The organism is Roseomonas aerilata DSM 19363, from assembly GCF_000711725.1.
Taxonomy (GTDB): Bacteria; Pseudomonadota; Alphaproteobacteria; order Acetobacterales; family Acetobacteraceae; genus Roseomonas; species Roseomonas aerilata.
Window position 1 is genome coordinate 1 of record NZ_JONP01000029.1, and the last position, 20364, is coordinate 20364.

At 67.7% G+C, this 20364-nt stretch carries 21 protein-coding genes and 2 pseudogenes; 6 read left to right on the forward strand and 17 right to left on the reverse strand.

Going from position 1 to position 20364, the window contains the following annotated elements; genetic code table 11:
* The coding region (locus BO39_RS22925; protein WP_043837942.1) for a transposase at positions 1–313 on the forward strand (313 nt) is incomplete at its 5' end.
* Between the two features lie 16 nt (positions 314–329).
* Here BO39_RS22925 and BO39_RS35335 read toward each other — a convergent pair.
* Positions 330–518: pseudogene (locus BO39_RS35335) on the reverse strand (IS630 family transposase); the annotation flags it as partial.
* A 388-nt stretch (positions 519–906) separates the two neighbouring features.
* Here BO39_RS35335 and BO39_RS32820 point away from each other — a divergent pair.
* Complete coding sequence (locus BO39_RS32820) at positions 907–1140, forward strand: hypothetical protein (RefSeq protein ID WP_156963835.1); 234 nt, start codon at positions 907–909, stop codon at positions 1138–1140.
* A 202-nt stretch (positions 1141–1342) separates the two neighbouring features.
* Here the strand turns inward: BO39_RS32820 and BO39_RS22930 are convergent, their stop codons facing one another.
* The 10 genes from BO39_RS22930 to BO39_RS22975 form a co-directional block, all read right to left on the reverse strand.
* The gene (locus BO39_RS22930; RefSeq protein WP_043837944.1) at positions 1343–2128 is read right to left on the reverse strand and encodes an anti-sigma factor family protein; all 786 of its coding nucleotides are present in this window, start codon (positions 2126–2128) and stop codon (positions 1343–1345) included.
* Positions 2125–2643, reverse strand: a complete 519-nt coding sequence (locus BO39_RS22935) for an RNA polymerase sigma factor (protein WP_342666340.1) — start codon at positions 2641–2643, stop codon at positions 2125–2127. The genes BO39_RS22930 and BO39_RS22935 overlap by 4 nt, the downstream gene beginning before the upstream one ends.
* Before the next feature lie 69 nt (positions 2644–2712).
* Positions 2713–4170 (reverse strand): YncE family protein, encoded by a 1458-nt coding sequence (locus BO39_RS22940; protein ID WP_043837948.1) that lies wholly within the window; start codon positions 4168–4170, stop codon positions 2713–2715.
* Positions 4171–4180: 10 nt separating this feature from the next.
* The gene (locus BO39_RS22945) at positions 4181–4618 is read right to left on the reverse strand and encodes a DUF305 domain-containing protein (RefSeq protein WP_084698403.1); all 438 of its coding nucleotides are present in this window, start codon (positions 4616–4618) and stop codon (positions 4181–4183) included.
* 102 nt (positions 4619–4720) lie between these two features.
* A complete protein-coding gene (locus tag BO39_RS22950; protein ID WP_043837950.1) occupies positions 4721–5548 on the reverse strand; it encodes an alpha/beta fold hydrolase in 828 nt (275 codons plus the stop codon).
* Between the two features lie 124 nt (positions 5549–5672).
* Entirely contained in the window at positions 5673–6041 is a 369-nt protein-coding gene (locus tag BO39_RS22955) for a nuclear transport factor 2 family protein (RefSeq protein WP_043837952.1), read from the reverse strand.
* Positions 6042–6066: 25 nt separating this feature from the next.
* A complete protein-coding gene (locus BO39_RS22960) occupies positions 6067–6645 on the reverse strand; it encodes an isochorismatase family protein (RefSeq protein ID WP_169742812.1) in 579 nt (192 codons plus the stop codon).
* Between the two features lie 181 nt (positions 6646–6826).
* Positions 6827–7729, reverse strand: coding sequence for a LysR family transcriptional regulator (locus tag BO39_RS22965; protein ID WP_043837954.1), 903 nt, complete (start codon positions 7727–7729; stop codon positions 6827–6829).
* 31 nt (positions 7730–7760) lie between these two features.
* Positions 7761–8363 (reverse strand): NADPH-dependent F420 reductase, encoded by a 603-nt coding sequence (locus BO39_RS22970; protein WP_043837956.1) that lies wholly within the window; start codon positions 8361–8363, stop codon positions 7761–7763.
* Between the two features lie 35 nt (positions 8364–8398).
* Positions 8399–9157: an SDR family oxidoreductase gene (locus BO39_RS22975; RefSeq protein ID WP_043837958.1), complete on the reverse strand. Its 759-nt coding sequence runs from the start codon at positions 9155–9157 to the stop codon at positions 8399–8401.
* Positions 9158–9250: 93 nt separating this feature from the next.
* On the opposite strand from BO39_RS22975, the gene BO39_RS22980 reads away from it, so the two are divergent.
* A complete protein-coding gene (locus tag BO39_RS22980) occupies positions 9251–10195 on the forward strand; it encodes a LysR family transcriptional regulator (protein ID WP_211257531.1) in 945 nt (314 codons plus the stop codon).
* An 83-nt stretch (positions 10196–10278) separates the two neighbouring features.
* Here the strand turns inward: BO39_RS22980 and BO39_RS22985 are convergent.
* Positions 10279–10533: pseudogene (locus BO39_RS22985) on the reverse strand (transposase); the annotation flags it as partial.
* Between the two features lie 487 nt (positions 10534–11020).
* Here BO39_RS22985 and BO39_RS30355 point away from each other — a divergent pair.
* Positions 11021–14011 (forward strand): bifunctional diguanylate cyclase/phosphodiesterase, encoded by a 2991-nt coding sequence (locus BO39_RS30355; RefSeq protein WP_052402496.1) that lies wholly within the window; start codon positions 11021–11023, stop codon positions 14009–14011.
* Between the two features lie 399 nt (positions 14012–14410).
* On the opposite strand, the gene BO39_RS22995 is transcribed toward BO39_RS30355, so the two are convergent.
* The 3 genes from BO39_RS22995 to BO39_RS23005 form a co-directional block, all read right to left on the reverse strand.
* Positions 14411–15064 (reverse strand): response regulator transcription factor, encoded by a 654-nt coding sequence (locus BO39_RS22995; protein ID WP_052402497.1) that lies wholly within the window; start codon positions 15062–15064, stop codon positions 14411–14413.
* A 142-nt stretch (positions 15065–15206) separates the two neighbouring features.
* Complete coding sequence (locus BO39_RS23000) at positions 15207–15821, reverse strand: alpha/beta hydrolase (protein ID WP_043837960.1); 615 nt, start codon at positions 15819–15821, stop codon at positions 15207–15209.
* Between the two features lie 48 nt (positions 15822–15869).
* Positions 15870–16793 (reverse strand): ring-cleaving dioxygenase, encoded by a 924-nt coding sequence (locus BO39_RS23005; protein ID WP_043837962.1) that lies wholly within the window; start codon positions 16791–16793, stop codon positions 15870–15872.
* Positions 16794–16981: 188 nt separating this feature from the next.
* On the opposite strand from BO39_RS23005, the gene BO39_RS23010 reads away from it, so the two are divergent.
* A complete protein-coding gene (locus BO39_RS23010; RefSeq protein WP_043837964.1) occupies positions 16982–17413 on the forward strand; it encodes a DoxX family protein in 432 nt (143 codons plus the stop codon).
* A gap of 76 nt (positions 17414–17489) precedes the next feature.
* A complete protein-coding gene (locus BO39_RS23015) occupies positions 17490–18410 on the forward strand; it encodes a LysR family transcriptional regulator (protein ID WP_043837966.1) in 921 nt (306 codons plus the stop codon).
* Here the strand turns inward: BO39_RS23015 and BO39_RS23020 are convergent.
* Positions 18391–19977, reverse strand: a complete 1587-nt coding sequence (locus BO39_RS23020; RefSeq protein ID WP_043837968.1) for an MFS transporter — start codon at positions 19975–19977, stop codon at positions 18391–18393. The two genes, BO39_RS23015 and BO39_RS23020, sit on opposite strands and share 20 nt — an antisense overlap.
* A complete protein-coding gene (locus BO39_RS23025; protein WP_043837970.1) occupies positions 19974–20363 on the reverse strand; it encodes a DoxX family protein in 390 nt (129 codons plus the stop codon). Before BO39_RS23025 ends, BO39_RS23020 begins: the two co-directional genes overlap by 4 nt.
* Position 20364 lies beyond the last annotated feature (1 nt).

The window sequence follows — 20364 nt, forward strand, 5'->3', positions numbered from 1 at the left end:
CTATGTGGGGCAGTTCCTCGCGCCCGTCCTGTCCAAGGGCGACGTGGTGGTCCTCGACAACCTACCCGCCCACAAGGTCGCCGGTGTGTCCGAGGCGATCAGGGCCACCGGCGCCAGTCTCCTCTACCTGCCGCCCTACAGTCCGGACCTAAACCCCATTGAGCAAGCCTTTGCCAAGCTGAAGGCGCTGCTCCGCAAAGCCACGGCCCGCACCCGAGAGGCCCTCTGGACCACCATCGGCCACCTGCTCGAGACCTTCACCCCAACTGAATGCCGGAACTACCTCGTCAACTCAGGCTACGCGTTCGAGTAAGGTGGAAAAGCTCTAGACCGCCACACGGTCGGGGCACCCTTCGTCGAGATGCGGCGACCGAGCCCACTTTTCGCGCTAACGTGGCCCAACGGATTGCGCCCGAAGCGCTCACCCCGCACCGGGCTGCCGTCTGTCGTTATGACGCACCAGCGGTAATCGCCGCCACCACACGCTCGCGCAGATTCACCGACAGCGCCTTCGACACATCCCTGACCTACTCGCCAGGAACACTGAATCACCTCTCCACGACCTCGTGGATCACTGGTGAACCAGCCACGCGGGAAACCGCTCTACCTGTACGGACCCGCTCAGAAGCTGACCTGGTTCAGGTAGAGGGGTACCGCGTCCGGGAGAGCAGTCGTCCTGGATGAAGCGCATTCCCGGCAGCTCAATCGACAGCATTGTGGGCTCTTGTGCACGGCTCCGCGATGCTCCCGGTCGATGGTCGGCTGAGTGGATTGATCGCTATTCTTCCAAGACGGAAGAGCGCCGATATGCTCTTGGAGCCTCCCGGCACTCTTTTCCGGGGAGTGAGGGAATAAGCGTATTGCTCTGGTGTCTAAACCCCGACGGAAACGACGAAGGGGCACCTGATGATGACGAGCAAGCCATTGATCAATGATCTGCGCAGCTTCGGCAGGACGGGATTTTTAATGCTTGGCCAGCTGGCATTGTTCGCGGGGCCACTTATTACATTGGCTAGCGCCACCCAATATCCTTTCGCCGGCGAACATACGAACCCCGCCATATCTCAGCAACACGACGCCACGGTGGCTCAGACGGATCCTCCATGGACCTGGGCCGAGAAATATTACTTCACAAGCTAGCTTTGATACGGGCGAGCCAGGAAAGGTGGACTGCCTTACACGGCGCTTCACGCGTCTAACCGTTCGGTTTTGACCCTCCTTACGGCTTCAACGATGAAGTACGCGCGGACAATATCGGCCGGACCAGCACGGTCTTGAGGCGTCTCAGGCTGGGGCGGCGATCACAGACTGCCACCGGTTGCCATTGCACGAGACAGGCCGCTCAGACCCGCCCCATCTGTCGGCGGACCTCGTCGGCCAACGGGTGCAGTGCCGTCGGTGGCAGCGCGCCCACCAAGCTGTAGCCGTTCCCCTCGGACGACCAGGTGAAGGCATCGATCGCGCCGCGGGCATGGTGGGCCATGGAGGTATCCCGATCCACCGCCATGCCGCGCGTGAGGAGCACCAGCCGCGTGCCGCGGTCGTCGTCGAACATGAACATCGCGGCCGGGCCCTGCGGCGTTGGAATTACCCGCCCACCCATGAGCCGATAGCCGGAGGCGGAGAGGTCAGGCGGAGTGACCGGCCGGCCGAGCCGGTCCGAGGCCCAGGTAACAAGCTCGGCGCGGCTGTCCGCACGCAGTTCAACCGGGCGCTCGCGATCGGCAGCGTAGGTGGCGTAGCTGTCGGCCGCCTGCTGGGACAGCGCCGCTATGCCCTGGGCTCGCTCCTGGACTACCGGCGTTGCCAGCCCATGCAGGCCCCAGCCTCCTGCGCCCCCGACACCGAGCATCAGCAGGGCGGCCGCAGCCGCGCGCCAACCGGCCAGGGCGGGGCGGCGGCGCGCCGCGACCAGATGCCCGATCTGCATCCCGGGCGGCAGTGGCTCCTCAGCGATGGGCGCGAGGGCTTCGCGCAGGGCCGCGCGCTGGCTGCCATAGCTGGCAACACGCGCCGCCACTTCGGGATGCAGGGTGAGATAAGCCTCAACCTCCGCCTGCCGCGATGCATCGAGCCGCAGGTCCACCAGCCCGTGCAGATCGTCCTCGGTGACCGGGCGCGTGCTCATTTGACCCTCCGGAGATGCGGGACGCCGGCAGCTTCGGCCGCGGCGGCGCCCTCCATGGCCAGCCGCAGCCTCTCCCGCCCCCGGGACAACCGCGACATCACCGTGCCGATGGGGATCTTCAACACCTCGGCCACCTCGGCGTAGGAAAGATCCTCGACGGAGACAAGGAGAACGACGCTGCGCTGCTCCTCTGGCAGCGTCTGGAGCGCGCGCACCAGGTCCCTGTGCTGCAATCCCTGCTCCTGGGCGGGAGTGCCGAAGCTGACGCCGTCGGCGGCCTCCAGCGGCAGGTGTGGGCCGCGCCGGCCGGATTGGCGCATCCGGTTGAGGGCGAGGTTGTGCACGATGGCGAAGAGCCAGCTGCGCGCGTTGCCGTCGGCCTGTCGCTGGTGCCAGCGACCGATGGCGCGCTCCAGCCCGTCCTGCACGAGGTCGTCAGCGGCAACGCGGTCGCGCAGCAGGGCACGGGCGTAGCGACGCAGGGCGGGGATCAGCGGCTCGACCAGCTGCGCCATGTCATTCATGGAGAGGTGGCCCCACCAGAGCGAGGGCCCACCCGGTGGTGATCGGACGGGCCCGCCGCATCAGTGCTGCTGCACCTGCACGGGGGCGCCCAGGCCACCCGCGCTGCTCGGGGCGATGACCAGGTAGCGGCGCGTCGCTTGCGCGTCTTGCCCCGCGCTGCTCCCCAGCACCTGGCGGATCGGGCCCACCGTGTTGACGATGGCTGAGCCCGCGGGGTTGGTCATGAAGTCAGCGAGCGGCTGCAGCGTGCCGCGCCCGTCCGGATGATCCGCCAGGGCCAGCGTGTAGGCCTTGCGGGGCTCGAGCCCCGTCACGGCAGCCTGCAACACCTGCGTCAGCCCCTGGTCGAAAAGCGAGACGCTCGTCGGCATGCCGGTCTTGTCCGGCTCGCCCAAGGCGATGTGAGCGGTCTGGCCGGCCAGGCCCAGGGGCTGAAGGTTGGCCCTGCCCTCCCCTTCCGGCACCGCATCCGGCACATAGGCCAGCGCCTGCGGTGCCTGCCCGATCGGCACGTTGCCGATCACCGTGTTCGTCGCCGTGTCGATGACCGCGAGCGCGTCCGCGTTCTCCAGGCCGACATAGATCCGGCTGCCATCGCCGGACGGCCAGAGCCCGTGTGGCAGCTTGCCGACTGGAATAGTGGCGACCATGGAGAAGTCATCCGTCCGCAGCACCTTCACCTCGTTCAACCCACCCACCGTGATGTAAGCGAAGGTGCCCCGCTGCGTCCTGGCGAAGTTGACGTGGTTGGTGATCGGGCCGGTCTCCACCGTGTGGATGACGTTGAACGGCGGGCGGGCGTTGAACACCATGGTCCGACCGACATCCTTCAGCGTCATCCAGACCTGGGTGCCGTCCGGTGTCGCCGCGATGTTCGGGCAGAAGGGGCTCTCCTGCTTCACATGGCCGACGATCTCGTGGCTGGCGGTCGCGATCACCACCGTCTCCGGATTGAACGAGGAGCAGACATAGCCGTAGACCCCATCGGGTGAGAAGATCGTCATGCCCGGCCCGGCCGGCACGCGGATACGCATCTTCTCCGCGTAGCTCGTCGCGTCGAGCACGGAGACGTAGTCCTCCCCGCGCACGGTGACCCAGACCTCGGAACCGTCGGGCGTGAAGAAGGCCTCGTGCGGGGAGCGGCCGACATAGGTCGTGTGCTTCACCGCATTGGTGGCGGTGTCGATGAAGGTGACGGAGTTGCTGCCGATCGAGACCACGGCCAGAGTGCGGTGGTCGGGCGAGAAGCCCATGCCGTGCACGAGCACCTGGCCGCGGTAGAGCGGGCTGAGATTGCCCGGCTGCGGGTCGCCGAGCCGGATCACGCCAAGCAGCGTGTTGCTCGCGGGATCGGTAACGGAGACGGTGTTGGAGAACTGCTCGGCCGCGTAGACGCGGTCCTGGTGGGAGACCGGGCGATCGGGGGCCGATGCGGCATCGGGGGCCTGACCGGCCCAGGCAACGGCCGAGAGAAGGCTGCCGCCGAAGCAGGCGGTGGCCAGAAGAAGGGATTTCATGAGGGGCGTCCTAGCGGATCGGGAGGGGGGTGGCCTGGGTAGGCGCGGGCGCTGCAGGAGGCGGCGCCTCGCCGAGGGCGAGTTGCATGGCCGCGATCTCCTGCTGCTGGGTGACGACGATTTCCTGCGCCAGGCGCCGCAGCTGCACGTTCCTGCCGTGGCGAAGATAGATGACGGCCATGTCCATGGCTCCCTGGTGGTGCGGGGTCATCATCGCGACGAAGTCACGGTCGATGTCGCCCGTGGGAGGGACGGCCATGGCCTCCATCATTCTCGTCATGGCTGCCTCGTTCTCGCCAAGGAAGGCTGCCTCGCCCGCAAGGGTGGGGACGGCCGATGACGGTTCAGGGTGATGATGTCCCTCATGCGCCAGTGCCGGCGCGCCCACGAGCCCTGCCAGCACCACCACCGCGGCGCCGAGGCAGCGCCCAAATGCCCAGTTCTCCATCGCGGCACTGGTCCTTTGCTGCCTGCTCTGATGAGGAAGACACCGGCCGCGCCCGCTTATTCCCTCCTGCTCCAAAAAATTCTGCCAGGACCGCGAAGGTGTTCAGGCGCGGGCAAAGGCAAGCAGATCGCTGTTCAGCCGAACCTGGTGAGTCGAAGCGAGACCGTGCGGTGCACCTTCGTAGATCTTCAGCGTCGCGCCCCGGATCACCCTTGCAGCCAGTGCGCCCGCGTGGGTTACCGGCACGATCTGGTCGTCGTCGCCGTGGATCACCAAGGTGGGCACGTCGATCCTTTCGAGGTCGACGGTATAGTCCACCTCGGAGAACTCGCGGATGCAGGCGTAGTGGCCGAGGACCGAACCCATCATGCCCTGGTTCCAGAAGGTGTGGCGCAGCCCCTCGTTCACCGCGACGCCAGGGCGGTTCATGCCGAAGAAGGGCAGTGCGAGGTCGAGATAGAAGTTCGAGCGGTTGTCGAACACGCCCTTACGGATGCTGTCGAACACCGAGGTGTCGAGCCCGCCTGGCCACCGCGGCGTGGACACCATGATCGGCGTCACCGCGCTGAGCAGTACAACCTTGGCGACACGTCCCGTGCCGTGCCGGCCGATGTAATGGGCGACCTCACCGCCGCCGGTGGAATGCCCGACCATGACGGCGTCGCGGAGGTCGAGGGCCTCCATCACCGCCGCGAGATCATCGGCATAGGTGTCCATGTCGTTGCCCTGACCCGGCTGGTCGGAACGACCATGGCCACGCCGGTCATGCGCGACGACGCGAAAGCCGTGCTGCAGCAGGAATAGCATCTGGCCATCCCAGGCATCCGAGCACAGCGGCCAGCCATGCGAGAACACGACCGGCTGGGCGTCCTTCGATCCCCAGTCCTTGAAGAAGATGCGGGTGTCATCCGTGGTGGTGATGAAGCTCATGTAGAGGGTTCCTCGGTGCTGGGGAGAGCGGGAGAGGATCGCCTGTACGCCGGCCGGAACCGGTTTTGCTGCTACCGGCCGGCGGTGATCCTTCCAGCCCTATCGCGCAGGTGGACAGGGTCACTCAGGCAGGAACGGGATCGAAGAAAAGGTAGATCGCTGAAATCCGCCCGTCGCGGACAAGGATGACGTCCGTGCCCGCATGGGCCGGGGCCTCGCGCGAATGGGCTGCTACCCACTGGATGCGTCCGGCCAGGCCGTGCATCTCCTCAGGCGGACGAAGAGGCGAATACCGGAGGCCGGGCTGGGCTGTCCGGATCGCACCCGCGACCCGGTCGATCGCCTCACGCCCATGATGGACACCCTCCGGCTCATAGAACACGGCGTCCTCGGTGAATATCTCGTCGATGGCAGCCCGGCGGCGCTCAGGGTCGTCCTCGCCGAAGACCTCGTGGAGGTTGCGGGTCAGAAGTGTCGCAACGCTATGGACCATGCGGGCTTTCTCCTCGTGGTGGCGATCAGGCCCCCTCGACATGGGAGCTCGTGACGCCGGGTAGGTCGGCCAGATAGCCCTTGACCAGCTCGCGAGCCTTGTCCGCCAGCGGCGACTTCCAGTCCCGGAACAACTCCGTGGTGAATGCGAGAGCGGTGGTGGGCACGGCCCCGGCCTGCACGAGGCGCTGGATCGCCGTCGCGTGCGCGAGCTGCGACAGGCCGCCGACAGCATCCACGGGGAACGCCACGTCATAGCCGTCCCGCAGCAGCTCAACGGTGGGGAACGCAAGGCAGATCTCGGTGAACAGTGCGCCGACGATCAACCGCTTGCGCCCGGTCGCGCGCACCGCGTCGCGAAAGGCCGCATCCTCCCAGGCGTTCATGGAGGAGCGGTCGATCTCCCGTGCCCCGGGCAGCTCGGCGAGGACGGAGGCCCGGGTCGGCCCGTTCACCCCAAGCTCGACGCCGACCGTGGAGAGCACGATGGGCATGTCGAAGGCCCTGGCCGTCCTGATGAGATAGCGGATGTTCAGGTCGATCAGGCTCGCCGGCGTCTCGGACCTGATCTGGTCGAACATTTCCTGCTGGTAGTCGATCACCACCAGGGCGGTTTCCTCGTACCTGAAGACGCCTTGTCCCACCATCTCACCGCTCCATGCCGTTTGCCCGGGAACGCCCGGTCCGCCGCCATGGGGTCATTCAAAGGCGCGTCCGGGTAGCCGCGCCAGTCGGAGAACTGTGTCCCGGAACCGGGAACGCTTTGCTGGCTGACCGTCCGGAATTTCACGCGGCTGCATCGAGCGAGGCGAAGGGGCGGGCCTCACCGAAGGCCCTCACCATGGCATCGATCAGTGCCTGGACGTTGCGCGACGGGTAGGACCCCGGTGGCCTGACCACGTAAAGACCGGCCTGGGGAACGGGGTGTCGCGTCATGACGGGAACCAGGGCGCCCGATGCCACAAAGGGATCGGTGACGAAGTCCGGAAGATAGGCCAGGCCGAGCCCGGCACAGGCCGCCGCCACCAGCGCCGACGCGCTGTCCGCCTTGAACCGGCCGCGCGGGTGGACCGCCACGGTTCGTTGGCCGTCGAGCAGCCGCCACGTCTCGGAGCCCTGCATAAGCGCTTCGTGATCGGCCAAGTCCGCCGGGCTCCGCGGCGCCCCGTGCCGTTCGACATAGCCGGGACTGGCGACGACCTTCCCCTGGACCGGGGCGATCTGACGGGTCACGAGGCTGGAATCCCGCAGGTGTCCCACGCGCACCGCGGCATCGAAGCCCCCGCCGACGACGTCCACGAAGGCATCGCTATAGGAGGCGTGTATCTGCAGCAGCGGATGCTGCCTTCCCAATTCAGCCAGGACCGGCGCGACATGCGTCATGCCGAAGGTAACGGGCAGGGCAAGGCGGAGCCGGCCGCGAACCTCGCCGTCCGGCCTAAGAAGGTCCCGCGCAAGTTCCATCTCCGCGTAGGCCCGCGCGGCATGCTCGCGGAAGGTAATGCCGGCCTCGGTGAGCGAGGAGCCTCGCGTGGTGCGCGCGAGCAACTGGGTACCGAGCTGTGCCTCCAGCCGGAGCAGCCTGCGGCTCACGATCGACTTCGAAACGCCAAGCCGCGCGGCAGCGGGCGATACACCGCCGGCCGCGGCGACCTCCAGGAAGCTTCTCAGGTCCTCCAGGTCGAACATCGGGTCTCCTTCCGCCCGCAGCCAGCTACCGTCAGGCGAAGCGGACCAGGTTGAGAGCCGGGAGCGGGCCGCCCGGGAACTGGACGAGCCGGGCGCCGACCGCGAGCGGCCCGAGATCGATCCCGAAGAAGCCCAGCCGGTCGATCAGGGCGCCGACCTGCGCCTTCGCCCCGGCGTCGTCACCGGAGAGGAACAGCACGCGCCGCCCGCCCTCCGCGGCAGGATCGCCGGCCACGAGCGGCGGCTGGAGGTGGTTGAACGCCTTCACCAGCCGGGCGCCAGGCACGAATTCAGCCACGATTTCGGAAGAGGCGCGGCCGCCCAACTCGGCAGGCCGGAACAGCGGTGCCTCAATCGGGTTGTTGGCGTCGACGACGATGCGCCCGCCGAAATCCGGCAGACCGGCGAGGGCCGCGGGTAGCTTGGACCAGTTGACCGCGACGAAGACGATGTCCTTCGCCGCCGCCTCCTCCCGCGTACCGGCCAGGATCGTCGGCCCTATCGCGGAGACAGTGTCCCGCAGGCTATCCGGGCCGCGACTGTTCGAGAGAGTGGCGGCAATGCCGTTGCGGGCGAGCGCGCCCGCGATGGCGCGGCCGATGTTGCCGGCGCCGATGATGCCGATGCTGGGCATGGTGGTGTTCCCTTTCTTCGAATAGCTGTGGCGGATCAGGCGGACTGGCCGCCATCGACGTTCAGCGTCGCACCGGTGACGTATCCGGCGTCGGGTCCGGCGAGGAACGCGACCGCCGCGGCGATGTCCTCGGGCTGGCCGTAGCGGCCGAGCGCGGCGAGGCTTTTCAGCGTCGCCGCAAAGGGTCCGTCATCCGGGTTCATCTCGGTGTTGATGGCGCCGGGCTGGACGAGGTTCACCGTGATGCCTCGTGGCCCGAGGTCGCGTGCCCAGCCGCGGGTATAGGCCGCGACCGCCGCCTTGGTAGCGATGTAGTCGGCGGCGCCGGGAAAGGGGACGTGCACCGCACCGGTCGTGCCGATCGAGACGATGCGGCCGCCATCAGCCATCAGCGGCACGGCGGCGCGCACCGCGTTGGCCACGCCCTTCACGTTGACCGCGAGCTGGCGGTCGAAGGCGGCGAGATCGGCTTGCGGGTCATCGACCATGCCGGTGACGAAGACGCCGGCGGAGTTGACGAGGATGTCCAACCGGCCCAGCTCGGCGTGCGCGTCGCGCACGAGAGCGGTCACCGCGGCGGGGTCCGCCTGGTCTGCCTGGATGGCGAAGGCGCGGCGGCCCAGCGCCTCGACCTCGGCGGCAACCTGGTCGGCCTGCCCGCGGGACGCGGCGTAGCTGAAAGCGACATCCGCACCGTCCCGCGCGAGGCGGCGGACGATCGCCGCGCCGATACCGCGCGAACCTCCGGTCACAAGGGCGGCCTTGCCGGCGAGGGGAAGGGGCAGGCTGGTCATGGTCTTCACTCCGTGGCGTTCGTGGGAGTGAAGATGCGCGCGCCATTCCCTATCGATTAGGTGGATTGAGATTGGTAGTCTTTCAACGATCACTTGAAGGTTCTGGTCGTGGAAACCCTGGCCAATCTGGAATCCTTCGTTCGCGCGGCGGAGCATGGCAGCTTTTCCGAGGCCGGGCGGCGGATGTCCCTGACTCCCGCCGCGGTCAGCCGCAACGTCGCGATGCTGGAGCGCAATCTCGGTATCAGGCTGTTCCATCGCTCGACGCGGCGGCTTACCCTGACCGAAGCCGGCGAGGCGTTCCGCCTGGGATTGGGAGACCGGCTGGACGGGATCCAGGCCGCGATCGCGGAGGCCGCGACCGGCAGTACGGAGCCAGCCGGCACGCTGAGGGTGAGTCTCCCTCCAACCCTGGGTCTCTCCTACATCCTGCCTCTTCTGCCCGGCCTGCTCGAGCGCTACCCGCGCATCCGGCCGGAGTGGCATTTCGAGAGCCGACAGGTTGACCTCGTGGCGGAGGGCTACGATGCGGCCATCGGAGGAGGGTTCGATTTGTCGCCCGGGATCGTCGCGCGAGCGCTGGCGCCGGCGCACATCGTTGCCGTGGCGTCGCCCGCATACATGGCCGGACGGGTGGGACCTACCGATCCCTCCGGGCTTCAGTCCCTGGCGGGAGTGGTGATGCGCTCGACCCGAACCAACAGGGTCCGCCACTGGACCATGCGCGATGCCACAGGGCACGAGTTGCCCGTGCTCCTGCCAGAAAGCATTGTGGTCAACGATCCCGTCGCGATGCGTGAGGCCGCGCTGCTCGGCCTGGGCGTGGCGATGCTGGCGATGGCGGACGCGGTGCCCGCGCTGGAAAGCGGCGCCCTCATGCGGCTCGTGCCTCGCTGGTACGCCGATGCGGGAGCGATCTCGATCTACTACGCGTCGCGGACCCTGTTGCCCGGCAAGACGCGCGCTTTCGTGGACTGGGTGACCGATGCTTTCGGAAAGCAGCAGCTAGCCGAGCGCTTCGCCGGGAGCTTTGGTTAGGTATTCCGCCATGCTCCACAAACATGTGGGATGCATCGGGACACCGCCCGCCCTCCAGGTGGAACAGGCCTTTGTCACCGCCTGCCCGCCCGGCCCGCGAGACTAGCGAAGATGCGGTTGAGCACCCCGAGGCGGCTCCAGCGCACGAAGCGGTTCCACAGCGTCTTGCGCGGCCAGTATTCGGTCGGGGCAGCACGCCAGCACAGCACGTTGCGGATCGCATGGAGAATGCCGCTGACCACCCGCTGATCGTCGACGCAGGGCACCCCGTGCGAGAGCGGGGAGTGGGGCGCCATCCGTCGGATCTGCGCCCTCGTGCGCCAGGACAGGTCAGATATGACAGCACCTCCGGCGGCTATGGAATCAGCCGTCCAGATCAGCCGCTAGTCCTAATCAACGGGTCCTGAGCCTAAATCCAAGGCGGCGCAGGATCCCTCCTCTCAAGAGCAATCTTTCCAAAAATCTTACAACAAATAGGGACCAGTCAGACTTACCCTTCGTTCATCCAAGCTGGCGTAGGTAAGCCTCAGCACCGCCGTCGAAGCCGGTGCTGATCTGCTTGGCGCCAGCCCCTTATGGGAGAGAGCGTCATATGCTGGGGGTCAGATCCGCTCGATGCTCTCCCTTGCTTCCGCTGCTCTCACAAAGATCAGACGGGCTAAACTCGGCAGGTCTGGTCCGGCGACGCTGGATGGCACGGGCGATCGCCAAGCAGCGTTCAGGCGGGCAGCCCTCGGCTACCTTCTATGCATAGCTGTCATCATCGGGACGGCAGGGTTCCTGAGCAGCCAGCGAGAGGCGGTGTTGCGTGATGCAGAACGCGAGATGCAGAACCTCTCCCTGACGCTGTCCAATTGGATCGGCGACGGGTTCCGCACGATCGAGCAACTTGAAGCAGGCATAGCGGACTGGGTGCGTGCCGAAAGAGTTGACAACCCCTCGGAGTTCTACGCCCGGCTCTCGAAGCGGGAGGTGCATGATATGCTACGCGGCCGCGTCGCGGCGCTGCCGCGGGTAAGCCGCTTCTTCCTGGTCGATCACGAGGGGCGTAACACAGCGAACACCTTCTCGTACCCTGCGCCCGGGATCAACTCGGTAGGCCGCGACTACTTCGACGCGCTGCGCGGGGAGACCGGGCCCGATACCTTTCTTAGCGCGCCTTCGCACAACCAGGTCGATGGGCAGTGGAGCATCTTTGTCGCCCAGCGTCTCCGGACTCCGGATGGCCGCTTCCTCGGCGTTGTTGCCGCCGGCATCGATCTTTCCTACTTCGAGAGCCTCTTCGCCAGGCTGGCGCTCGGAGCCGGTAGCTCGGTAACCCTCATGCGCCGGGATGGCATTCTCCTGGCGCGTCATCCCTGGCCGGAGCACCTCATCGGCATGTCCAATGCCCGGAGCGAGGTGTTCACGACGCTTCTACCCAGAGCCAGCAACGGCACTCTTCGCAGTCGCAGCAGTGTCGACGGCGAAGAGCGCATTTTCGGGGTGCGAGCTCTCGATTCCTACCCACTCGTTGTGGTGGCAAGCCGCGCGACAGATGAGGTCTTACAGCATTGGCAACGTGAGGCACGGCGCGTGGGCGTTGGCGCGGTGTTGCTGGACGTCCTGATCCTTGTTGGCGTGCTGCTGACGAACCGCCAGGCCCGGCAGCGAGCGGCCGTGCGCCGCCTGCAGGACGCTCGCAAGGAGGCCGAGATGAGAATGAGCATCGCCGAGGCGCATGCTCGCGATGCCCAAGTGCTCGCCGACCGCGAGGCCTCGCTGCGCGCCATCTTCGATAACGGGACGGCCGGTCTCGCCGAGATCGACGCCGCCCTGGGATGCTTCGTCCGGGTCAACCGACGTTACTGCGAGATTACGGGCCGGAGCGAGGCAGAATTTCTCGGCGGGCTGGGCCCGATGGACGTTGTCCACCCGGACGCCCGTGACACGATGAGGCATAAATGGGAGCACGCTCGCAACCGCGACAACTGGGAAGCCGAGACGCGCTACCTCCGCCCGGATGGCACCACAGTCTGGGCGCGCCTCAGCGTCGCCGTCGTGGCGCGCGACGCGACGGGCGCCCCAGTCCGTCTCGTGTCAATCGTGCAGGACCTCACCGAGCGGCACGAGGCTGAGGCACTGCTGCGGCTGAGCCTGGAGGTGGGCCGGATCGGGAGCTTCCGCCACGATTTTGCCAGCGACACGGTCACGCCCGGGCCGGAAACTTGCGCCATGCTAGGCCTGCCCTCCTGCGAGAAGACCATCACCGCGAAGCAATGGTTCGACCCGGTGCTGCCGGAGGACACAGAGGGGCTCCGGATCGCGATCGGCCGTGCGATTGACGCCCGCGAACCAGAGGGCGCCGTTGAGTACCGCATCCGGCGCCCGTCGGACGCCGGGATCCGCCATGTCGAGGCGCGGGTACGCCTGGAATACGATCGGGAGGGAAGTCCGCTCTCGGCAGTGGGGGTTATCATCGATCTGACCGAGCGGCGCGAGGCAGAGGCTCGCATAGCCCACCTCGCTTACCATGATGCCCTGACCGGCCTGCCGAACCGGGTACTGCTCCGCGACCGGTTGGATGCCGCATTGGCGCGGGCACGGCGGGGCGAGGGCTTTGCCGTGCTCTGCCTCGACCTCGATCGCTTCAAGGAGGTGAACGACTCCCTTGGCCATCCGATCGGCGACGCACTGCTGCGTGCTGTCAGCGAGAGGCTTCAGTCAGCTGTCCGAGCAGTCGACACGCTCGCCCGGCTGGGCGGCGACGAGTTCGCCGTCATACAGGCGAACGTCGATCAGCCAGGCGCGGCCACCTCGCTCGCGCGCAGGCTGGTCGAGGTGCTCGGCGAGCCGTTCGACATCGAGGGCCATCACCTCGTGATCGGGACGAGCATCGGCGTCGCGACCGCGCCCGATGACTCGCTCGATGCCGATGTCCTGCTCAAGGCCGCTGACATGGCGCTCTACTCCGCCAAAGCCGAAGGACGTGGGCGGTGGCGCTTCTTCGAGCCCGGGATGGACGCCCGCATGCAGATGCGCCGCGCCCTGGAAACCGACCTGCGCCGGGCCCTGGCCCTAGGCGAGTTCGAGGTGCACTATCAGCCCATCGTCAACGTCGGCTCCCGTCGGGTCAGTGGTCTTGAGGCGCTGGTGCGTTGGCGCCACCCGGCGCGCGGCTCGGTGCCGCCGGACTCGTTCATCCCGCTTTGCGAGGAGATTGGCCTTATTGTGCCGCTCGGTGAATGGGTGTTGGCCCAGGCCTGTGCTGAGGCGGTGACCTGGCGCGGCGCACCCAAGATCGCCGTCAACCTTTCGCCCGTCCAGTTCGCCAATCGTGGCTTGGTCGAGGCGGTCGCAGCGGCATTGGAGGATTCGGGCTTGTCCCCGGAGCGGCTGGAACTCGAAATTACCGAAACGGTGATGCTGCAGGATACTGAGGCAACGCTGGCCACCCTGCATCGGCTGAAAGCGCTGGGCGTCCGGATCGCCATGGACGATTTCGGGACCGGTTACTCTTCGCTCAGCTACCTTCAGCGCTTTCCGTTCGACAAGATCAAGATCGATCGCTGCTTCACCTACGGGCTCGACCACTCGCGCCAAAGCGAGGTCATCGTAGGCGCGGTGACCAGATTGTGCGCTGGCCTCAATATGAGCACCACCGCCGAAGGTATCGAGACGGAGGAGCAGTTCCAGGCGCTGGCGCGCAACGGCTGCACAGAGGCCCAGGGTTTCCTGTTCAGCAGGCCCTGCGTTGCAGATGAAGTTCCGACTATATTGGCACGCATCGAGGCTGCCGCAGCTGAACGCGATCAGGCCACCTTGGCGGCTACATGAGCCGGCAAGCCCGCAGTCTGGCGCGCGACGAAAGCCCAACCCTCAAAGCACTAAGCGGCCGCGCGATTGGATAACTCACCCTCCGCCGTTCTCAACAACTCGACGGCGAGTTTGGTTGAGAGCTGCAGCGGCCGGATGGGCAGTTAGGTGCTCGGCATCACCACCTGGTCGCATGCCTAGTCCGAGCAGCTGCTAAGGGGCTTCAACGCCGCCTGCAATTCCCAGCGCCAGCGCGTCCTCACTGGCAAGGCGCCCGATCAAGTGGTCAAGAAGCGCCTCTGGGCGCGATGGGAGCCGGCGCGCCGAATCCGACACACCCGAATGGCGTGCCGGGCCAGACAAAATCGCCTGCGGACGCCTTATCGGTGAGGACGCCGAGGAGGTCTTACAACCATGCGGCTAGCTACGTTGCAGGTTCCGCCCGGCCAACTCCGCCGCTCGCACCAAGTCGGCGAGGGTCCTTACATCCATCTTCCGCATAACGCTCGCGCGGTGGAGCTTCACCGTTATCTCGCTCAGGCCAAGTTCGGCGGCAACCTGCTTGTTCATAAACCCTCCTACGACGAGAGCCATGACCTGCGCCTCGCGGGGAGTAAGAGTGGCATAGCGCGACCGAACAGCGGCGGCCACCTCGAGACTGCGGCGTCGCTCACGGTACTTCTCCAACGCCGCGTCGACCGCATCCAACATATCCTGGTCGCGGAAAGGCTTGACGAGAAAATCGGCCGCTCCCGCCTTCATGGCGCGCACGCTCATCGGCACGTCGCCATAGCCTGTGACGAAGATGATGGGTGGGTGTTCTCCGCGTTCGGAAAGACGCGCCTGGAACTCGAGTCCGCTCATGCGGGGGATGCGCACATCCATGATGATGCATCCAACCTGTTCCGGCAGGGGAGCATCGAGGATTTCGTGAGCGACCTCGTAGAGGCGGGTGCTATGGCCGACAGAGCGGAGAAGGCTATCAATCGCGTGGCGAACCCGAACGTCGTCGTCCACCACAAGCACGAGGGGTTTGGGCTCCTGCTCATCATCCGGATTCCTGCCCTCCTCCATCCAACCTCCCGCCGGAAATGCCGCGCGCGTTCATAGCGGCTTGCCCTCGCCCACAGCAACGTGAATACCGTCTGGACCGCTCGGTTGCCCGGGCACAAAGAATGTGCCCGGGGTTGATCGGCCATGCCAACCTGCGCGGCCCTTAAAGCGCCACCATCCAGTCTCGGGTAAGGGCCAGATCCATTTGGGACAGGCTGTGCCCGAGCGGCAATACGTGATGCTTCACGGCCGCGCCCGCGTCCTCGAGGACCCTGGCAAGCCGCTCGCTGTTGGCGGGGGGCACGATGGGATCGGCCGCACCGGAGAGCAGCAGCACCTTTGTGCCGTCCAGCCGCGCGTCGGTGGCCTCGCGGAAGGGTACCATCGCGCGCAGCAGGGCGGCGCCGCGCAACAGGCCGGGATGCCGCAGCAGCAGGCTGGCCGCGATGTTCGCGCCGTTCGAGAAGCCGAGGGCGACAGGGGCCGCGATCCCGTGACGAGCCTGCGCTCCCCGGATGAAGTCCGCGAGGTCGTCGGTGCGGCGGCGCAGGTCCTCCTCGTCGAACACACCCTCGGCGAGGCGGCGGAAGAAGCGCGGCATGCCGTTCTCCAGCACCGGGCCGCGTGGGGAGAGCAGGGCGGCGCCGGGCGCGACCATGCGGCCGAGCGGGAGGAGGTCCGTCTCGTCGCCCCCCGTGCCGTGCAGCAGCAGCACGGGCGGACGGGCCGTGTCCGTGCCGGGGTCGAAGACATGAACGAAGTCAGTGGTAGGGTTCACGGCCGTGGCTCCAGGGCCGCGCCAGGGGCGCGGCCCTCATTGGAAATTTCAGGCGAGGACAGGAAGCGCGGCCTCGATGGCCTCGCGGTGCCCATCCAAGAAGGCAGGCAGCTTCAGTGCGGTGCCGAGATCCGTCGTGGGCTCGTCCACGGCGAAGCCGGGGATGTCGGTCGCAATCTCAAAGAGCACGTGGCCGGGCTCGCGGAAGTAGACGGACCGGAAGTAATCGCGGTTCTTCTGCTCGGTGGTGTGCAGCCCGTGATCGGCGGCGAGCTTGCGCACCATTTCCATCTCTGCCGCGTCGTCAGCCGCGCGGAAGGCGAGGTGGTGGACGGAGCCACGGCCCAGCCGCGCCGGCAGAAAGCCGCCGACTGCCTGCAGGTCCACGATGCCGCCGATGGCGGTGCCCTCCACGGCGTAGCGGGTGGTGTTACCCTCCGTCGCCACCTCTCGGAAGCCGAAGACATCCGTGAGGATGGCGCCGGTACGCTCCGTGCGGTCCAGCATGAGGCTGACGCTGTGGAAGCCGCGGAGCGCGTGCTCCACGGGCACCTCGACGCCGCTCCAGGCCGGCTCCGCCTCGATGCCGGGAAGGCCGACTAGGGCGAGGCGCAGCCCATCCGGGTCTCGGAAGGTCAGGACCGTCTCGCCGAAGCGGGTGGCGCGCTCCACGCCGTGGTTCACCAGCCGCTGCATCCAGTAGCCAGTTGCGGATTGCGGAACGCGGAACACCGTCTCCTGCAGCTCGCCCGCGCCGGCGCGGCCCGGGGCGGCGTGCTCCCAGGGGAAGAAGGTGAGGATGGTCCCGGGGGAGCCCGCCTCGTCGCCGTAGTAGAAGTGGTAGGCGCCGGGGTCGTCGAAGTTCACGGTCTTCTTCACCAGCCGCAGCCCGAGGGTGCGGGTGTAGAAGTCGAGATTGCGCTGCGCGCTTCCGGCGATGGCAGTGACGTGGTGGATGCCGTTGCGGTTCATGTCGTGTCTCCTGTCGGGTGGAACCTCGGTGGCTCCGGTGGCCCCACAATTGTGCAGCCAAAGGCCAAGTGGACAGAGGAAGTTGATTGCACTGACGCAATCCTGCCATTGCTGGCTGCGCGATGGCGTTGCGACTTCGGGCCTGCCACCTTGCTGCGCAGTCAACCCGCCTCAACGGAGATCCCCCGATGATCGATACCCGTCTCGCGCCCTACGCCCTTACCTTGCTGCGCCTCTCGCTCGGCGTGATGTTCCTCGCCCATGCCTGGCTCAAGGTGGCGGTGTTCACCGTGCCCGGCTTCGCCGGCTTCATGGCCCAGGCCGGCTTCCCGCCCGCACTTGCCCTGCCCGTGATCGTAGCGGAGGCAATCGGGGGCCTTGCCCTCCTTCTCGGCCTCTATGCCCGTGCCGTTTCACTCGCCCTGCTGCCGGTGCTGTCCGGCGCGCTGATGGTGCATGCCGGCAACGGCTGGGTGTTCAACGCGCCGAACGGCGGCTGGGAGTATCCAGCCTTCCTGATCGTCGGCGCGCTGGTGCAGGCTCTCGCCGGCGACGGCGCGCTAGCGCTGCGGGCCACGCCCGTGCCGACCTCCCGCCGGGCCCTCGCCGCTGCGGCCTGAACGGCCTAGCATCATCGCAACCCGTCGGCGGCACGGTTTTTCCGTGCCGCCGGCTTCGCGCGCCAGGACCACCGCCGTGAAGGAACCAGCCCGCACCCTCGCCTGGGACGACTTCCGCCTGATCGACGCGGTGGCCGCCACGCGCAACCTGCCCGCGGCGGCCGCCCGGCTGGGCATGGACCACTCTACCGTCTTCCGGCGCCTGAAGGCGATCGAGGCGACACTCGGCCAGTCGCTCTTCGAGCGGCACCGCAGCGGCTACACGCTGACGCCGGCGGGCGAGGAGATGGCGGCCCTGGCGGCGCGGGTGGACGAGGATATCACGACCGTCACGCGCCGCCTGGCCGGCCAGGCCGTCGCGCCTTCAGGCGAGGTGCGGGTCGCCACCAGCGACAGCCTGCTGTCGGATCTCCTGCTGCCGATGCTGACCACCTTCCGCGCAGCGAACCCGGCGATCCGGCTGGACGTGGTGACCGGCAACGCGGCGCTGAACCTTTCCCGCCGCGACGCGGACGTGGCGGTGCGCGCGACGGACAACCCGCCGGACACGCTGGTGGGCCGGCGCGCCGCACGCATCGCCTGGGCGCTCTACGGCGCCGCCGGCGCGGACCACCCGCAAGACCCGGCCGAGAGCGCACGCTGGGTCTGCCTTGGCGACAACCTGGCGGGGTTGAGGGTCGTGCGTTTCGCCCAGGCGATCGTTGCCCCCGGGCGGCTGGCCGCGCGCTTCGACACGGTGCTCGGGCTTGCTCACGGGGTGGCGGCTGGGATCGGGGTCGGGCACCTGCCCTGCTTCATTGGCGATGCCTGGCCGGGCCTGGTGCGGCTCGCACCGCCCGACCCGGCCTATGCCTCCGACCTCTGGCTCCTTACCCATCCCGACCTCCGGCACACGCCGCGGGTACGCGCGCTGCTGGATCACCTGGCCGGGGCGATAGCGGCGAAGCGCCCGCTGATCGAAGGCGCCTCGTCGCCCCTCAGCCCCGGCCCGGCATGATGGTCAGGAAGTGGCGGACCACCGGCGCCTCCGGCCCCCTGTGGAAGCCGCGCACGGCTCCCTGCACGTCGGCGTCAGCGCGGGAGACGCGGTGGTGCTGGCGAAGGTGCTCGGCCCAACTCTCCACGATGAACCATTCCACTATTTTCTCCGGGTCGGCCGCGTCCTCGGTGATCCCCCAATCGAAAGCGCCATCGCGCCGCCGCTCCGTGGAGAGGTCCTCCACGGCGCGGAGAAATGGGCCGCGATCCGCCTTGGCGACACGGTACTCGATGAGGATCAGCACGGGGCCGCGGTCGTGGGGCACGGGGTCGGTCGTCAGCGGCTCCGGCCAGTGGTTGGAGGGGACGAGGTCCGCCTCCCCGGCCGGCAATTTCACGCGGTGCAGCACGAAGGACACCAGCACGAGGCCCCCTGCCCCAGCAAGTAGCGCGGCCGGTACCCCTGCCACCTCCGCCACGAGGCCCCAGCTGAGGCTTCCGAGCGCCATCGCCCCGTTGAACACGGTGAGGTAGACGGCCAGCGCCCGGCCGCGGACCCAGTTCGGCAGTATGGCCTGCGCCGCGCCGTTGAGGGTGGTCAGCGCCACGATCCAGGCGATGCCGAGGAGTAGCAGGGCAGGCAGCGCCAGCCAGGTAGGTGGTGCGAGCGCCAGGGCGGCCATGACAGCTGCCGCAGCGATGCTGGCCGCCAGCATCAGGCCGTCCGCGTCCAGCACCGTGCGCAGGCGAGGCAGCAGCAGCGCCCCGCCGATGGCCCCCAGCCCGACCGCGCCCAACAGGATCCCGTAGAGTTCGGCATCGCCGCCCAGCAGGTTGCGCGCCACCAGCGGCAGCAGCGCCCAGACCGCGCTGGCGAAGGCGAAGAAGATGGCGGCCCGCAACAGCACCACGTGCAGCTCACGGCTGGCGCGGGCGTAGCGGATGCCGGCCCGGAAGGCGCCGCCGAAGTTCTCGGCCAGGGCGTCCTCCGCCTTCGCAGGGCGCTTCCACCAGAGCAGGGCGAGGATCACGACGGCGTAGCTCGCCAGGTCCGCGCCGTAGGTGACGGCAGCGCCGGCTGCCGAGAGCAGCAGCCCGCCCGCTGCCGGCCCGATGGCCCGGGCGATGTTGATACCAAGGGAGTTGAGCGCGACAGCCCCCTTCATCTCCTTCGCCGGCACGAGTTCCGGCACGATGGCCTGCCAGGTCGGCGCCATCAGGGCCGCACCGATGCCGCCGACGAAGGTGAGCGCGACGAGCGCCGTGACCGTCATCAGCCCGAGCGAGGACAGGACCATCAGCGCCGCGCTTACCGCGGCGAGCAGCACCTGCACGGCGATCAGGAACCGCCGGCGGTCCAGGATGTCGGAAAGAACGCCGGCCGGGATTGCCAGCAGGAAGATCGGCAGCGTGCCCGCCGCCTGGATCAGCGAGACGGCTGCGGGGCCGGCGGCGAGGTCCGTCACCAGCCAGGAGCTGGCAACATCCCGCATGAAGCTGCCGGTGTTGCCGAGGACGGTGGCCGCCCAGACCACCGCAAAGGTGGTCTGCCGCAGCGGGGCGAAGGAGCCGGGCGTGCCACTCATGCCGGCCTCCGATCCCACAGTGCGACGAGGAGGAAGGCCCCGGCCAGGCCGAGATGCTCGTAGAACGAGTTCGCCATCATGAATCGCTCCATGCCGCCCGGCAGTTCCCAGTAGCGGTTCGCGATGAGGGCCGCGGCAAGCGTGAAAGCCATCAGCCCCAGCGCGCCGAGCCAGCGATGCCGGCCCGCCAGGACCATCGCGCTGGCCACGAGTTCCAGGGCGATGGTGGCGGCGGCCGTGGCGCGCGGCAGAGGCAGCCCGAAATGGGCTGCCTCCGCTACCGCGCCAGGATAGTCGAGCAGCTTGTTCACCCCGCCCTGGATGTAGGCCGCGCAGAGCGCGAGAAGCCCGGGGAACGTTAGTGCGCGGCGCGTGGCCGTACTCACC

Bases quoted from the DNA above. Each gene is read 5' to 3' on its own strand.
- BO39_RS32820 (WP_156963835.1), top strand. From the start codon at position 907: ATGATGACGAGCAAGCCATTGATCAATGATCTGCGCAGCTTCGGCAGG.
- BO39_RS22930 (WP_043837944.1), bottom strand. From the start codon at position 2,128: ATGAGCACGCGCCCGGTCACCGAGGACGATCTGCACGGGCTGGTGGAC.
- BO39_RS22935 (WP_342666340.1), bottom strand. From the start codon at position 2,643: ATGGCGCAGCTGGTCGAGCCGCTGATCCCCGCCCTGCGTCGCTACGCC.
- BO39_RS22940 (WP_043837948.1), bottom strand. From the start codon at position 4,170: ATGAAATCCCTTCTTCTGGCCACCGCCTGCTTCGGCGGCAGCCTTCTC.
- BO39_RS22945 (WP_084698403.1), bottom strand. From the start codon at position 4,618: ATGGAGAACTGGGCATTTGGGCGCTGCCTCGGCGCCGCGGTGGTGGTG.
- BO39_RS22950 (WP_043837950.1), bottom strand. From the start codon at position 5,548: ATGAGCTTCATCACCACCACGGATGACACCCGCATCTTCTTCAAGGAC.
- BO39_RS22955 (WP_043837952.1), bottom strand. From the start codon at position 6,041: ATGGTCCATAGCGTTGCGACACTTCTGACCCGCAACCTCCACGAGGTC.
- BO39_RS22965 (WP_043837954.1), bottom strand. From the start codon at position 7,729: ATGTTCGACCTGGAGGACCTGAGAAGCTTCCTGGAGGTCGCCGCGGCC.
- BO39_RS22970 (WP_043837956.1), bottom strand. From the start codon at position 8,363: ATGCCCAGCATCGGCATCATCGGCGCCGGCAACATCGGCCGCGCCATC.
- BO39_RS22975 (WP_043837958.1), bottom strand. From the start codon at position 9,157: ATGACCAGCCTGCCCCTTCCCCTCGCCGGCAAGGCCGCCCTTGTGACC.
- BO39_RS30355 (WP_052402496.1), top strand. From the start codon at position 11,021: ATGCAGAACCTCTCCCTGACGCTGTCCAATTGGATCGGCGACGGGTTC.
- BO39_RS22995 (WP_052402497.1), bottom strand. From the start codon at position 15,064: ATGGAGGAGGGCAGGAATCCGGATGATGAGCAGGAGCCCAAACCCCTC.
- BO39_RS23005 (WP_043837962.1), bottom strand. From the start codon at position 16,793: ATGAACCGCAACGGCATCCACCACGTCACTGCCATCGCCGGAAGCGCG.
- BO39_RS23010 (WP_043837964.1), top strand. From the start codon at position 16,982: ATGATCGATACCCGTCTCGCGCCCTACGCCCTTACCTTGCTGCGCCTC.
- BO39_RS23020 (WP_043837968.1), bottom strand. From the start codon at position 19,977: ATGAGTGGCACGCCCGGCTCCTTCGCCCCGCTGCGGCAGACCACCTTT.